11 protein-coding genes and 1 tRNA gene are annotated in these 14,409 nt (G+C 53.4%); 10 read left to right on the top strand and 2 right to left on the bottom strand.

Annotated features, from left to right (window positions below):
• Positions 1–5 precede the first annotated feature (5 nt).
• The gene (locus OO731_RS04550; RefSeq protein ID WP_264889814.1) at positions 6–1,838 is read left to right on the top strand and encodes a S8 family serine peptidase; all 1,833 of its coding nucleotides are present in this window, start codon (positions 6–8) and stop codon (positions 1,836–1,838) included.
• Positions 1,839–1,859: 21 nt separating this feature from the next.
• On the opposite strand, the gene OO731_RS04545 is transcribed toward OO731_RS04550, so the two are convergent.
• Positions 1,860–2,639, bottom strand: coding sequence for a DeoR/GlpR family DNA-binding transcription regulator (locus OO731_RS04545; protein ID WP_264889813.1), 780 nt, complete (start codon positions 2,637–2,639; stop codon positions 1,860–1,862).
• A gap of 167 nt (positions 2,640–2,806) precedes the next feature.
• Here OO731_RS04545 and OO731_RS04540 point away from each other — a divergent pair, with 167 nt between their 5' ends.
• The 6 genes from OO731_RS04540 to OO731_RS04515 all read left to right on the top strand — a co-directional run bounded on the left by OO731_RS04540 (position 2,807) and on the right by OO731_RS04515 (position 11,650).
• Positions 2,807–3,703 (top strand): sugar ABC transporter permease, encoded by an 897-nt coding sequence (locus tag OO731_RS04540; protein WP_216641463.1) that lies wholly within the window; start codon positions 2,807–2,809, stop codon positions 3,701–3,703.
• Between the two features lie 3 nt (positions 3,704–3,706).
• Complete coding sequence (locus OO731_RS04535; protein ID WP_246030920.1) at positions 3,707–4,642, top strand: carbohydrate ABC transporter permease; 936 nt, start codon at positions 3,707–3,709, stop codon at positions 4,640–4,642.
• A gap of 87 nt (positions 4,643–4,729) precedes the next feature.
• Entirely contained in the window at positions 4,730–6,070 is a 1,341-nt protein-coding gene (locus OO731_RS04530) for a sugar ABC transporter substrate-binding protein (RefSeq protein WP_264889812.1), read from the top strand.
• A 112-nt stretch (positions 6,071–6,182) separates the two neighbouring features.
• Entirely contained in the window at positions 6,183–8,300 is a 2,118-nt protein-coding gene (locus tag OO731_RS04525) for an alpha-galactosidase (RefSeq protein WP_264889811.1), read from the top strand.
• A gap of 2 nt (positions 8,301–8,302) precedes the next feature.
• Entirely contained in the window at positions 8,303–10,204 is a 1,902-nt protein-coding gene (locus tag OO731_RS04520; RefSeq protein WP_264889810.1) for a beta-galactosidase, read from the top strand.
• 18 nt (positions 10,205–10,222) lie between these two features.
• Positions 10,223–11,650 carry a hypothetical protein gene (locus tag OO731_RS04515; protein WP_264889809.1) on the top strand — a complete coding sequence of 476 codons (1,428 nt, stop codon included), beginning with the start codon at positions 10,223–10,225 and terminating at the stop codon, positions 11,648–11,650.
• A 67-nt stretch (positions 11,651–11,717) separates the two neighbouring features.
• On the opposite strand, the gene OO731_RS04510 is transcribed toward OO731_RS04515, so the two are convergent.
• Positions 11,718–11,802: transfer RNA gene (locus OO731_RS04510), tRNA-Leu, on the bottom strand.
• A 97-nt stretch (positions 11,803–11,899) separates the two neighbouring features.
• Between OO731_RS04510 and OO731_RS04505 the strand changes: the two genes are divergently transcribed.
• The 3 genes from OO731_RS04505 to OO731_RS04495 are packed head-to-tail and all read left to right on the top strand — an operon-like array spanning position 11,900 to position 14,401.
• On the top strand, positions 11,900–13,003 hold the full coding sequence (locus OO731_RS04505; RefSeq protein ID WP_264889808.1) for an ATPase, T2SS/T4P/T4SS family: 1,104 nt from the start codon (positions 11,900–11,902) through the stop codon (positions 13,001–13,003).
• Positions 12,990–13,748, top strand: a complete 759-nt coding sequence (locus OO731_RS04500; protein ID WP_264889807.1) for a type II secretion system F family protein — start codon at positions 12,990–12,992, stop codon at positions 13,746–13,748. The genes OO731_RS04505 and OO731_RS04500 overlap by 14 nt, the downstream gene beginning before the upstream one ends.
• Positions 13,748–14,401 carry a type II secretion system F family protein gene (locus tag OO731_RS04495; RefSeq protein WP_264889806.1) on the top strand — a complete coding sequence of 218 codons (654 nt, stop codon included), beginning with the start codon at positions 13,748–13,750 and terminating at the stop codon, positions 14,399–14,401. The genes OO731_RS04500 and OO731_RS04495 overlap by 1 nt, the downstream gene beginning before the upstream one ends.
• The last annotated feature ends 8 nt before the right edge of the window (positions 14,402–14,409 follow it).

The following is a 14,409-nucleotide window of genomic DNA, read 5'->3' as shown; positions in this document are numbered from 1 at the left end:
GACTGATGAAGACTTCGCGCACTGGCATTGCTGCAGTAATCGCGGCACTTATTGCCATTGCGACATTGGTGCCCGCTCAGGGTGCTCAGGCAGTGACCTACAAGGCTGCCAGCGCTGTTCTATCGGTTAGAAGCGTTGATGCCTGGACCAGCGATGCCCCGCGGACTCCAAAGATCAAGCTTTCGTGGACCAAACCGGCCTATACCTACGGCGCTGCCACAATCGGATATGCAATCCAGGCAAAAACTAAGTACGGCGACTGGAAGACGATTGTTTCGAATACCAAGTCCACTGCGACCGTGGCGACAGTTTCTGCTGGTTTGGCAGTTGGTGTAAACAACTACTTCAGGGTTAGGGCAATAACCAAGAGGTATTCCAAAACCATGTGGGGCGCCTATTCGACAGAGGTTATTCGCAAACCTACGGCCAAGCCAACCAACCCAATTCTCCTTGGTGACTCGTCCATTGCGCCTGGAACATCAGGCACCTACGTGGCAGTTTGGCTGCCTCAGAATTACTCGCAACGCGGTGGGCTCAACGTAACCTACACTGCCACTGCCTCGCTGAACGGCAATCAGGTAGCTACCTGCTCGGTAGCCAGACTCTATTCAAATGAGACACCGGTTAATTCCTGTGACTTAACAGGCTTGAGCAGCCAGTCGGTTTATCAAATCTCACTCAAGGTGAGCAACTATCGGGGAGTGGGAAGCAACACCGATGTTGCACTGCCGGCTGACTCGCTATTCAGCCTCCAGTGGTATTTGGGTGCGTCGAACGGAATTTCAGCAACCCGCGCCTGGACCGCAAGCAAGGGCTCAACTAGTCTTGTGGTTGCTGTCCTGGACAGCGGAATCACCAGGCACCCAGACCTAGACGGGCAAACTGTGGCCGGTTACGACTTTGTTGGAAACCGCGTGAGTGCACCCGAAGGCACCGAGGGGTGGTACCCATCTGGTGACGGCGACGGCTGGGATTCGAACCCCACAGACCCGGGCAATCCATACGACGACCCGAACAATCCCGATGACGATGCTGAATGGCATGGAACACATGTGGCAGGCATTATTGCTGCCAAGCAAGACACTTCTGGTGTTATCGGTGTTGCACCCAAGGTAAAAATTCAACCGGTTAGGGTTGTGGGCCCAAAGGGTGGTACCACTTGCGACCTGGCCTATGCCATTCGCTGGGCTGCCGGCGTTGACTATGAACCCATTCCTGGATGTGAGAGCTTCTCAGGTGTACCGGTAAACAAAACCCCAGCTCGAGTGATCAACATCTCGCTAGAGGCTTCTGGAAACTGCCCTGCTGTGGTTCAGAGCGCCATCAATGCGGCGCAGGCAAGAGGCTCAATTTTGGTGACCGCTGCCGGAAACTCAGGTGTCTCGAACTCCACGGTGTCCCCAACCAACTGTTTGGGTCCAATTTCAGTGGGCGCCACTGGCTTTAGCGGTGACAAAACCAGCTACACAAACTTCGATGTTAAAATCTCGGCGCCGGGTGGCACCTATGAAAACCCGAACGGGGCACCAAACTTGAGTCAATTTGGATCGTTCAACGGCACGATACTGTCAACCTGGAACACCGGCACCTCGTCGCAAGCAGCCGGCACCTACCTGGGTATTTCGGGTACCAGCATGGCAGCACCTGTGGTTGCAGGCATTGTTGCGCTGATGCTATCGGTGCGCCCCAATGCAAATTATGACCAAGTCACCGATGCTCTGATGAGTTCGGCCAGGCCTTTTGAATCGGGCACGCTTTGCGCTACCTCGGGAAACTGTGGAACAGGGATTGCCAACGCTGCCGAGGCACTCAGGTACCTAATTTTCGATATCGGCTAGCTCAGCGCTTACCGATCGGTTTTAGAGCGGGCGCTTGACCAGCTCAATCTGCGAAATGCGGGAGCGCAAAATACCCATGGCGTCTTCTGGCATGCCGTCATCAGTCACCAGAATATCGGCATCTTCAATGCGAGCAAAGGTACTGAAACCCATCTCGCCCCATTTAGTGTGGTCGGCAAGAACTACGAGTTTTCTAGCCTGAGCTAGGACAGCGCGGTTAGTTTCTGCCTCGATCAAATTTGGTGAGCTAAAACCCGCGTGTGGGTGCATGCCGTGGGTTCCCATAAACACCAAGTCAAGGTTGAAGCCAGCAAAGGCGTTTACGGCAACCTGACCAACAAAAGAGTCAGTAGGGGTGCGGATACCGCCGGTCAGAATCACCGTTTGGTCGCTTCGGCCCTCGCTGTGCAAGAAATCAGAGACAGGCAAAGAGTTGGTCACCACAGTCAGTAGTGGGATGTCCGCAAGTTTTCGGGCAAGAGAATAGACCGTGCTGCCTCCCATGAGGGCAATAGCCGCGCCCGGCTGCACCAGCTTGGCAGCTTGGGCCGCAATTGCATCCTTGTTGGCTGACTCAAGCAATGACTTGGCAGTAAATGGAGGCTCAGAAACTGAGCTAGAACCGATGGCGGTAGCGCCTCCATGGACTTTGTCGACCAATCCTTGTTCGGCAAGAAGGTCGATGTCGCGTCGAACTGTCATCTCAGAAACGTTGAGTTCTTCGGCCAGTTCTGAGATTCGCGCAGCTCCGCGGCCGGCAACCTCTTTGAGGATTAGCCCCTGGCGTTGTGCAGCTAGCAATTCGGTTTCTCTCTCTTCGGTACGGGTGGTTCTGTAACTAACTCTAAAAGCAAAAAATAACGAATGTTACGAATTTTGTAACGACTTGATTACTTTTGTTAGTTTTTGTGAACTATTGCAAAATTCTTCGGATAGTGTGAACCCAACAACACGAACTAGGAGTTATTTTGGCAAAGACGGTTGCAACCCGCAGAAAGCGTAAGAGCGAGTTTCTTACTGCTATTCCGTTCATCGCGCCGGCTTTTCTGGGGCTTCTGATCTTCGTTCTGATCCCTGGCGCTCGCGGTGTCTACCTCAGCTTCACCGAGTACAACATCTTCCGTCCACCGGTATTCACCGGCCTTGAGAACTACGAGCGCATGTTTGCCGATGAGCGTTTCTGGAACGCACTTTGGGTGACTCTGCAGTACGTGGTTATCAACATCGGTTTCCAGACAGTGCTAGCTCTAGGCCTGGCAGTCCTATTGCACCGATTCACCAAATCAGTAGTGATCCGTGGAATTGTTCTGCTTCCTTACTTGATTTCGAACGTAATCGTCGCAATGGTTTGGTTCTGGCTGCTCGACTACAACCTAGGTTTCATCAATTCTGCCCTCGATTTCTTTAGCATTGACCGCGTCACATTTTTCTCGGGTGAGCTAGCGATGCCGACCATCGCCATGATCAACGTTTGGCGCCACCTCGGCTACACCGCACTTCTGATTTTTGCCGGCCTACAGGCAATTCCAAAAGACATCTACGAGGCATCGGCCATCGATGGAGCTGGCGAGTGGAGAACCTTCCGCAGCATCACCTTGCCTCTGCTTCGTCCAGTTATGGCCTTCGTTATGGTCATCACAGTTACTGGAGCCTTCCAGATTTTCGACACCATCGCAGTAACAACCGGCGGTGGACCAATCCACGCCACGCGAACCTTCAGCATCCTGATTGCCGACACCGCCTGGGGCAACAACGAGTTCGGTTACGCTGCAGCAATTTCAGTTGCACTCATGGTCATGCTGTCGTTGATTGCCTTTGCTCAAACCAAGCTTCTTGGTGCCAACCAGTCAGATATGGACCGATAAGCCATGAGTCTTCTAAAACTAAAAGCCAAGAGCATGCGCGAGCAGCCAGACGAGGTTCAGTCTCAGAGCGTCCCAGCTCGAGTTGTTGGATACGTCCTACTCGGTATCACTGTTCTAGCCACGCTATTTCCGATCTACTGGATGCTGCGCACCGCACTTAGCACCACCAAGACCCTGTTCAGTGACCCGTTTAGTCTCTTGCCGGTCAACTTCACCTGGGGTGGATTTGAGCGAGTCCTTGGTTTGGCTTCAAACGCCGATGCCTTGGCCGAAGGTGGTTCAGGTGCTGACATCAACTTTGGTCAGTACGCGATCAACTCGGTCATCGTTTGTACCGTGGTTACCGTCTCTCAGGTTCTCTTCAGCGCCGCAGCAGCGTATGCCTTCTCTATCTTGAAGTTCCGCGGTCGAGACGCTCTATTCTTTGTCTTCTTGATCTCGATGACCGTGCCCGGCATCTTCTTGGTGCTGCCAAACTACCTATTGATTCGCGAGCTAGGTTTGCTCAACACACTTCTAGGTGTGATGCTTCCAAACCTTCTGATGTCGCCATTCGCGATTTTCTTCCTGCGTCAGTTCTTCTTGGGAACAAACCTAAGCATTATTGAGGCGGCCATCATCGATGGCGCATCGCACATCCGTATTTTCTTCAAGATTGTTGCGCCACTAGCTTGGCCACAAATCATCACCTTGGCAATCCTGCAGTTCATCAACTACTGGAACGACTATCTATGGCCGTTCTATGTGGGATCAGGAAAACCAAGCTCCACAGTTTTGACCGTTGGATTGGGTGTCTTCAAATCGCAGACACCTCAGGGAAGCCCCGACTGGGGTGGCCTGATGGCAGGTGCCCTGGTGGCTGCCATTCCAATGGTTCTACTCATGATCTTCTTCGGTAAGAAGATCGTCGGGTCCATCCAAGCTTCTGGAGTCAAGTAACCAGTATTTGACAACAGGGGGCTCGTTCGCCGGACGAGCTACAGGCTGCCTACTAGCTGCCGACAACTATATAAAAAAGGAAATTCAATGAAGAAGATTATGAAGAAGGCTGTAGCAGTTGCTGCAGTAGCATCTCTTCCTCTAGTGCTAGCTGGTTGTGCTCCAGAAGCAGCGCCTGAGGCAAAGGGCACCATCAGCTACGGTCTATGGGACTCAAACCAGTTGCCTGCTTACCAGCAGTGTGCTGATGACTTCACCGCAGCTAACCCAGACATCACCATCGAGATCGAGCAGATCGGTTGGGATGACTACTGGAAGAAGGTTAACGCTGGCTTCGTATCAGGCGATGGCTATGACGTTTTCACCTCACACCTTGCGTTCTACCCAGAGTTCGTTGCCAACGGCACCATTCTTGCCCTTGACGAGTACATTGCTCGTGACGGCGTAGACGTAGACAACACCTACCAGCCAGGTCTTGCATCACTTTGGACCTCACCTGATGGTGTTCAGTACGGTCTTCCAAAGGACTTTGACACCATCGCTTTGTTCTACAACAAGCAGCTAACCGATGCAGCTGGCGTGGACATGAGCAACCTTGACTGGAACCCAGCCGACGGTGGAACCTACGAGAAGGCAATTGCTCACCTAACCGTTGACGAAAACGGCGTTCGCGGTGACGAGGCTGGCTTCGACAAGAGCAAGGTCAAGACCTACGGTATCTGGATGGAAGGCTCAGGCGGTGGCGATGGTCAGACTCAGTGGTCATTCCTCGCAGCTGCTAACGGCTGGAAGGTAAACGACGGTCCTTGGGACACCAACTACCACTACGACGACATCAAGCTACAGGAGACCATCGACTGGTGGTACAGCCTAGTTGAGAAGGGCTACATGCCTTCATTCGACCAGCAGCAGGGTGTGGGCTGGTCAGACCAGCTAGCTGCCGGAACTGTTGCAATGGCTTCAAACGGTTCATGGATGACCGGTTCAATCTTTGGCGCGAAGAGCGACACTTTTGAGCCAGCTCTTGCTGCGACCCCAGTTGGCCCAACCGGTTCACGTGCATCTATGTACAACGGTCTAGCAGACAACATCTCTGCAACCACCGAGAACCCAGAAGCTGCATGGCAGTGGGTTAAATACCTAGGTTCAGCTGCATGTCAGGACGTTGTAGCTGAGGCTGCAGTTGTGTTCCCAGCTATCCCATCTGCAACCGACAAGGCTGTAGCAGCGATGCAGGCAAAGGGCGTTGACGTATCAGCGTTCTCCACACACATCGAGAACGGCACCACCTTCTTGTTCCCAATTGCAGACAAGAAGTCAAAGATCAACGACATCATGACCCCAGCAATGGAAGCCATCATGTCTGGCAAGGCAAAGGCCGACTCGCTAACTGCAGCGAACGACCAGGTAAAGGCACTATTCCAGTAGTGAGTTGATTACAAGGGAGGTCCGGTGGCGTGCAACATCGGCGACACCGGACCTTCTTTAATCCCCGTTTCAAAATCAAAGCAACACCCAAACATCCTGAGGATTTTTCAAAATGACCGCTCAAACTTTTTACACTCTTTCAGCCGACGGCGTCTCAGTAATTATTGATTTGTCTACCGGCAGGCCTGTGGTGTTGCACTGGGGTGCTGACCTCGGCAGCGCCATCGATGCCAAGAGTCTTTTGAGCGCGATGCAGGAGGGTTTACCTCACTCAGATTTGGATGCATTTCAGAACCCAGGCATCTGGCGTGAGAATTCTCGTGGCTACCTAGGCCGCCCAGCAGTGCAGGGGCACCGCGATGGCCAGGACTGGTCACAAATGTTTGACATCACCGAAGTTTCGGCGGGCGAAAACACTCTATTTGTTCGAAGCGCAGATCTTGCCGCGGGCCTTGAGGTAACAGCCAACTTCGAATTGGGCGCCTCGGGCATCCTAAAAATTTCTCAGACCATCAAAAACCTTGGCACCACTTCCTTCTCGCTAGGCGAGCTAACCACCTGGTTGCCAATCCCGGATTACGTTTCGGAGACCGTTGACTTTACCGGCCGATGGGTCAAGGAGCGTCAGCCTCAGCGACGCGAGATTCAGGTCGGAACCTGGGCCCGCGAAATTCGCGAAGGTCGCACTGGCCATGACTACACAATCGTCCAGTTGGCCATGACCAAAGACGCTGACTACCAGCGCGGCGAGGTTTTCTCTCTTGGTCTGCAGTGGAGCGGAAACACCCGTCACCTAGTGGAGCGCCAGCCAACTGGCCGCACCACCATGGGTGCCGGCGAGCTTTTGCTGCCGGGTGAAGTCATCCTGGCTGCAGGAGAGATCTATGAGGCTCCGACTGTTGTGGCCAGCTACTCAGGCGAGGGTGTTGATGGCATCACCGATCGCCACTACCGCTGGTTGCGCTCGCGCCCGACCCACCCAAGTAATGTTCGCCCACGTCCATTGACTCTGAATGTGTGGGAGGCGGTTTACTTCAACCACAATCTTGAGAAGCTGGAGCAACTTGCTGACGTTGCGCAGGAAATCGGTGTTGAACGATTTGTTCTGGACGACGGCTGGTTTGGATCTCGACGCGACGACCACTCAGGCTTGGGGGACTGGGTGGTTTCTAAGGATGTTTGGCCGAATGGTTTGAAGCCGCTCATCGACGTTGTGAAGTCACGCGGAATGGAATTTGGGCTCTGGTTTGAAGGAGAAATGGTCAACCCAGATTCAGACCTTTACCGCGCGCACCCAGAGTGGATTTTGCACGTTGGCGACCGAGTGCCGCCTGAGGGTAGATTTCAGCAGGTACTTGACCTTACTCACCAGGGTGCTTACGACCACGTATTCGGGCAGGTTGATGCAATTCTCAGCGAGTATGACATTGCCTACATCAAGTGGGATCACAACCGCCCCTTGATCGAGGCCGCTCACCTTGGTCAGGCTGCTGTTCGCGAGCAGACCAAGGCAATTTACCGCCTGTTTGACCAATTGAAAGCCAACCACCCTGGCCTAGAAATTGAATCTTGTTCGTCTGGCGGTGGCCGTATTGACCTCGGTATGGTCGAACACGCTGACCGTTTCTGGACCAGTGACTGCAATGATGCACTGGAGCGTCAATACATTCAGCGATACACCCAGTTTGCGATTCCACCTGAGATGCTCGGATCTCACATCGGGCCGACCCACTCGCACACCACTCATCGCACCCACTCGCTGTCGTTCCGCGCTATTTCGGCTCTATTTGGCCACGCTGGAATCGAGTGGGATGTCACTGAAACCACTCCTGAAGAGCGCGCTGCACTAAAGAGTTGGGCAAGCTACTACAAGGCCAACCGATCGCTGCTACACACCGGAAAAATGATTCGTGTTGAGCAACCTGACGACAGCTCATTTGTTCACGGCGTGGTCTCGCAGGATAAGTCCAAGGCAATTTTTGCCTACGTGACTCTTCGTGCGATTCCAGGTATGACACCTACCGCACTGCGCCTAGAGGGTCTTGACCCGAAGGCCAACTATCGAATCAAGATGGTCCAGCCTGCCGGTTCACCTGAGTACGTTCAGCGAGGAATGCCTACCTGGATTGACGGCGTCGAATTGTCGGGTGCCGCACTTTCAAAGATCGGTGTTCGTCCACCAATCCTTGCTCCAGAAAATGGCTTCTTGGTAGAGGTACAGCGAGTCTAAAAATGCCTCAATTCAAACCAAGCCAACTGCAGTACGGCGGGGACTACAACCCTGACCAGTGGAGCCGAGAGGTTTGGCTGGAGGACGCGCGGTTGATGCGCGAAGCAGGCGTAAATCTCGTGACTCTGGGCGTATTTGCCTGGGCAAATTTGGAGTTTGCCGAAGGTGATTACCGCTTTGATTGGCTTGACGAAGTTTTCGAAATTATGCACGAAAACGGAATCGGAATTGACCTTGCCACCGCCACGGCTTCGCCGCCAGCATGGTTGACAGTCAAGTACCCAGAGGTTTTGCCAGTAAACCAATCCGGCACTCGTCTCTCGCACGGAGGTCGTCAGGCCTATTGCGCTAGCTCACCGATTTACCGTGAACGGGCTAAGGCTTTGGCTGAACAGTTGGCGCGAAGGTACGGTCAACACCCGGCACTAAAAATGTGGCACGTAAATAACGAATACGGTTGCCACAATCCGATGTGTTTCTGTGATGTCAGCGCGGCCTCCTGGCGTCGCTATCTGCGTGACAAGTACGGTGCGCTAGATGAGCTGAATAAGGCCTGGGGAACCAGTTTTTGGTCCCAGCGCTATCACCACTGGGATGAAATTTTGCCACCGCGCCAGACTCCGGACGGCACCTATCCAAACCCATCGATGATGCTCGACTACTTCCGTTTCTCGAATGACGAGATTTTGGCGCTGTTCACCATGGAGCGAGACGCTATCCGTGCGATTGATGAAGTTCACCCAATCACCACGAACTTTATGACCATGAAACACACCAAGTTCATGAACTACTGGAAGTGGGCAGAGGAGGTTGATTTTGTATCGACCGACCACTACCTGATTGCCGAAGATCCTGAGAACCACATCGATTTGGCCTTTGAAGCTGACCTAACCCGTGGTTGGGCCAAAGGAAAATCGTGGTTGCTCATGGAGCATTCAACCAGCGCGGTGAATTGGCAGCCAAACAACCTGGCCAAAGAGCCTGGGCAGATGCTGAAAAACTCACTCTCGCACGTGGCACGCGGTTCTGATGGCGCCATGTTCTTCCAGTGGCGTGCATCAATCAGCGGCTCAGAGAAGTTCCACTCGGCAATGGTTCCTCACACCGGGACCGACAGCCGAACCTGGCGAAATGTTGTTGAACTTGGTTCGAAGCTCGGCGAGCTGGCTGATCTGGTTGGCACTGAAACAGAATCGGCTGAGATCGCAATCATGTTCGATTACGAGTCGTGGTGGGCGCTGTCACAAAAGAACCTTCCGTCTGAAAACCTTTCATACACCGATGTTGCTCACGAGTGGTACGCGGCACTGTGGAAGTTGGGCGCACGGGTCGATTTCGTTAAGCCCAATTCATCGGTCGAGGAGCTGTCGCGCTACAAGGTGGTCCTGGCTCCGATGCTTTATCTGATTAGTGAAAACACCGAGGCGCAGCTTATTGAGTACGCAAGCAACCACGGAAGCCTAGTGGTTTCTTACTTCAGCGGAATCTCCAATGAGCGTGATGCAGTGAAGCTGGGCGGTTATGGCGGGCGTCTTGTTCGCGATGTACTCGGAGTGTTCGTTGAAGAATTTGCACCTCTCAGGGCCGGCGAAGTGGCTCAGCTAAGCAATGGCATGAAATCCCAAACTTGGTCAGAAGTTTCCTCGGCTCGTGGTGCACAGGTACTGGCAAGTTTTACCTCCGGTGCAGCTAAGGACTCGGTGGCAGTTGCCCGATGCGGCGAAGTGCATCCGTCTTGGTATCTGGCTACTTCGCTAGACGGAGATTCGTTGGAGAGCCTGTTCGCTGGGATTATCAGTGAGTTGGGAATTGCAACCGAGGGTGGCAGTGGGGTTGAAGTGATTAAGCGTGGCGGTCGCACCTTCACAATTGACCACAATTCCGACACTGTTTCAGTTATCTAGGTTGGTTTAGGGGTCAAAATGTCGATTCGCAGATTTTGGCTCATTCTTACTGGGCTGATGTCCGCCGGATTGATTTTGCGCTGGTATCTGGCGTTTGGCGTATTTCTAAATCAAGGATTCGCGTGGGACCTTGCCACGTTCGTCGACTGGATGATTGAAATCGACCAGTGGGGTTATGACGCCTATACCTACTTGCCGGCCATGAATTACCCGCCGGTTTTTGCCGACATTTTGCAGGGGCTGTTGTGGCTCGGTAGGGAAATCCGGCCCTATGGCGAGGTCTTGGGTTCGGTCAATACCTGGACTCTCCTGAAGTTGCCATCTATATTTGCCGACCTCGGAGTAGCCGGAGCACTGGCATTTGCTGGACGTAAATGGTTTGGCTCCAAAATTGGCCTGATCGCTGCCGGGCTTTATCTATTTGTTCCGGTCACTTGGTACGTCTCAGCGATTTGGGGTCAAGTTGACTCGCTAGCCGCCTTGCCTATGCTGCTGGCCGTCATATTTGTTATCGATAAAAAACCCGAGCTTTCATCCGTGTTTTTGGTCCTCGCTGTCCTGACCAAACCGCAGGGTGCGCTGGTAGTGCTGATCCTGCTGCCGGTTCTGATTGGGCAGATTGTTCATCGTGAACTAAGGGCTAGAAGATTCGCATCGACAATCGGTACCGGTTTGCTAACGTTCACCCTGATTGCTGTTCCTTGGTCGATGGAGTCCTACGTCAACAGTGGGCTTAGGGACGTTCCTATCCTGGGTGACCTGCTTGGACTGCTTTATCAGTATTTTGCAACCGCCGGACTGTTCCCGGTCCTCACCGCAAACGCGTACAACCCATGGGCACTGATTGGTTCACCTTCGTTGGCGCAGCAAATTGAAACCGGTACGGTTTATTGGCGCATGGATAACCTGCCAATCCTCGGTATTCCAGCGGGTATCTGGGGGACTGTGCTGTTTCTTCTCCTGGCGGCTGGAATTTTTTGGATGCTTATCAAGCGACATAATCCCGAACAAGTTTTGACGGCATTTGCTCTTCTTCTTTTTGGCTTTTTTATGCTGCCGACGCGTGTGCACGAGCGGTATCTGGCACAAGCATTTGCGGTCCTGGCTCTGGTTTGGGCACTAAAACTTGGGCGTCGGCTTATTCTTGTGGCTCTTGCTGCGGCTAATACGGTGAACCTTCATGCCATCCTGGCCGCAAACCTCCAGGTGTACAACGCTCAGGTCCAGGCTTCGGCTTCAGCCGGTCACGGTTTGTTTTCCCCAGTGGCCGCATTGGTCAGTCCGAGGGCAGCCGACCCGGCTTCACTAGGAATTGAGTGGGTGCGGATGCCAGCCGATTGGGCGAGGCTCGAATGGGTTGTCTGGCTAGTGGTAATTGTTCACACGGTGGCATTTGCCGTATTGATAGCCGATTACGTTCGCGCCAATAAAATCCACAGCCGCTAAAAAGCAGAAGCCAGAGCAGTTAAAAGAAAAAGCCGGACCAAGTAAAAACTTGTCCGGCTGTTCTAGCTGGTGCGGAAGGTGGGACTTGAACCCACACGCCTCGCGGCGCTGGAACCTAAATCCAGTGCGTCTGCCAATTTCGCCACTCCCGCATGCCTTATAAGCATAAGGGATAGTCTCTGTGGATAACTTCGGTAATCGCAAAAAAAGTCAATAAATATTGAGCAGCCATCCAAAATCGGAGTAAAAGTGAGCTCAATCGTTGAGAAAATCGGGTCAAAAGCCCGATTGCTTGCGCACGAAAACAGTCTTCCCGCAGATCAAGCGCTCGAATTAGCGCTGGATGAACTAATTGAGGCAGAGCCAGCTTTGGTTAGTCAAGAATCATGGTTAGCCACCCGAGCTAGCCATGAACTCTTTGGGTTCGGTTTTCTGCAGGATTTCCTGTCAGACGATGGGATTGAAGAGGTTTGGATTAACCGACCGGGAGAGATCCATTGCGCAAGGGGTGGCAGGCCTGAGACGCACTCGGTTGAATTCACCGATGACCAACTCAGGAACGTCATTGAGAGAATGCTGCGCTCAACTGGCCGAAGGCTGGACCGGTCATCACCATTCGTTGACGCGTCGCTCCCGGATGGATCACGCCTGCACGTAGTTATCCCAGACATCACCAGGCAGCATTGGTCGCTAAATATTCGTAAGTTTCCCAAGCGGATTATCTCGCTCGCCGACCTGGTCGTCCGAGGTGCCATAAGCGAGAACCAGGCGCACTTTCTTTCCCAGGCGGTTCGAGCAGGTCAAAACATTTTGGTGTCTGGGGCCACTCAATCTGGGAAGACCACCATGCTCTGCGCCTTGCTAGCCGAACTGCCGGTTACCGAACGCATCATCTCGGTCGAGGAGACTTTTGAAATTCGAATTCAGGGTGCCGACTGGGTGGCAATGCAGACTCGTCAGTCAAACCTTGAAGGCGTTGGAGAGGTATCTCTAAGGCGGTTGGTCAAAGAGTCACTCAGAATGCGGCCAACCCGTTTGGTGGTCGGAGAGGTCCGCGAGGCCGAGAGTCTTGACCTTCTGATTGCGCTAAATTCTGGGCTACCGGGCCTTTGTACCATTCATGCCAATTCAGCCGCTGAGGCGATTTCCAAGCTGTGTACGCTGCCTCTCCTGGCCGGCCAGAACATCACCAGTAGCTTTGTCGATCCGACAGTAGCCAACTGCATTCAGTTGGTGGTGCACTGTGAGCTGGCTTCCAGTGGTGCTAGAAGCGTGCGGGAGATCTCTCGCGTGGAATGGCTTTCTGGAGACATTAAAGTTTCAAAGATAGAGGCAACAGATGCGTTGGCTTAGATCGACTCTCGAGGGCGCAGGCTTGCATCGCGTTGGTGTTTCAGGCTTCTTATCGGGCTTGATTTTGCTGTCAGGTTTCGTGGGCTACGCGCTGTTCTTGGCATCGAAAGTGGCAGCTCTTGCGGTTTTTGCAACCTTGGGTTTAGTTGGTTTGGGGTTTGAGGCGCTTGCGCTTATTGCCCAAAACCGAAGGTCGGAGCTCATCAAGGCGTGGCCTGAGGTAGTTGACTCGATGTCCTCGGCGGTCTCGGCAGGAATCTCCATCCCAGAAGCATTTGATGCCCTCGCCCAACGTGGCCCCATGAGGTTTCGACAGGCTTTTGCCGGTTTCAATCGGAGGCTCGATTCAGGTTGGTCAAATTTAGATTCTCTCGATTGGCTGAAGTCTCAATTCGGCGAGGCCCACTCCGACCGACTCATCGAATTACTTCGCCTATCTAGTTTGAACGGCGGCGAGGGGTTGGCGCCGGCTCTCAAAGCCCAGTCCAAGCAATTGAGAGAAGATTTGCTGCTGATAGGGCAGCTTGAATCCAAGCAGAGTTGGGTTGCCGGCACGGCCAAGTTAGCTGTCGCTGCTCCGTGGATAATTGTTGCTCTGTTGTCGAGTAGGCCCGAGAACGCCGCGATTTACAATACTGCGAACGGCTCGGCGGTATTGCTCGTTGGCTTCATAGTCTCACTCGGTGCCTATCGGCTCATTCACGTAATGGCAGTACTCCCGCAGCAACCGAGGGTGTTTGGCTAATGGTGATTTGGTTTGCTGCAGGGTTGCTGGGCGCAGCCTTTTACTTGGGTGCCCTGGCGCTCAAGCCTGCGAGTGGAAACAGGTTGATGGCACGCATCAATGCATCTAGTACTCAGCTGGATTCGGCCAAAGAGGGCAGTTTTGCAACCAAATTTGACCAGTTATCGATGTGGCTGAGGCAGAAGGTTACTGCCAAGCGGCGGCTCGATCGGGTCAATCTTGAATTGCCGGACTTTATCGATTTGCTGTGGGTAGCCGTGTTCTCCGGGTCGGGGCTTTACGCGGCGATATCTCATTTGCGCGGTCGAATGAACGGAAGCTTGGCTGCGGAGCTGGACCGGATTGTGGTGAGCCTGGATCAGGGCTCAAGTCTCGAGCGCGAAATCACCGCGCTTTCACAGCGGCTACCTTCGAGACAGGTTCAGGAGTTTTGCCACAAATTGCTGTGGTCTTTTGAGCGGGGCACACCGCTGGTCTCAGTTTTGGCTGAGCAGGCCTCTGCCAGTCGCGGTGACATGCGCAACCAGCTGTCACGAATTGCTGGCCGAAACGAAACACGGATGCTTATTCCCCTGGTGTTCTTGATCCTGCCGGTTACCGTCCTCTTTGCGATTTACCCAAGTTTGCAACTGCTCAATCTGAATTACATCTAGGAGGAAAA

The organism is Rhodoluna sp. KAS3 (genome assembly GCF_026000575.1).
Classification (GTDB): Bacteria; Actinomycetota; Actinomycetes; order Actinomycetales; family Microbacteriaceae; genus Rhodoluna.
The sequence above is the reverse complement of the archived record's forward strand: the minus strand, read 5'-3'. Positions and strand labels throughout refer to the sequence as shown.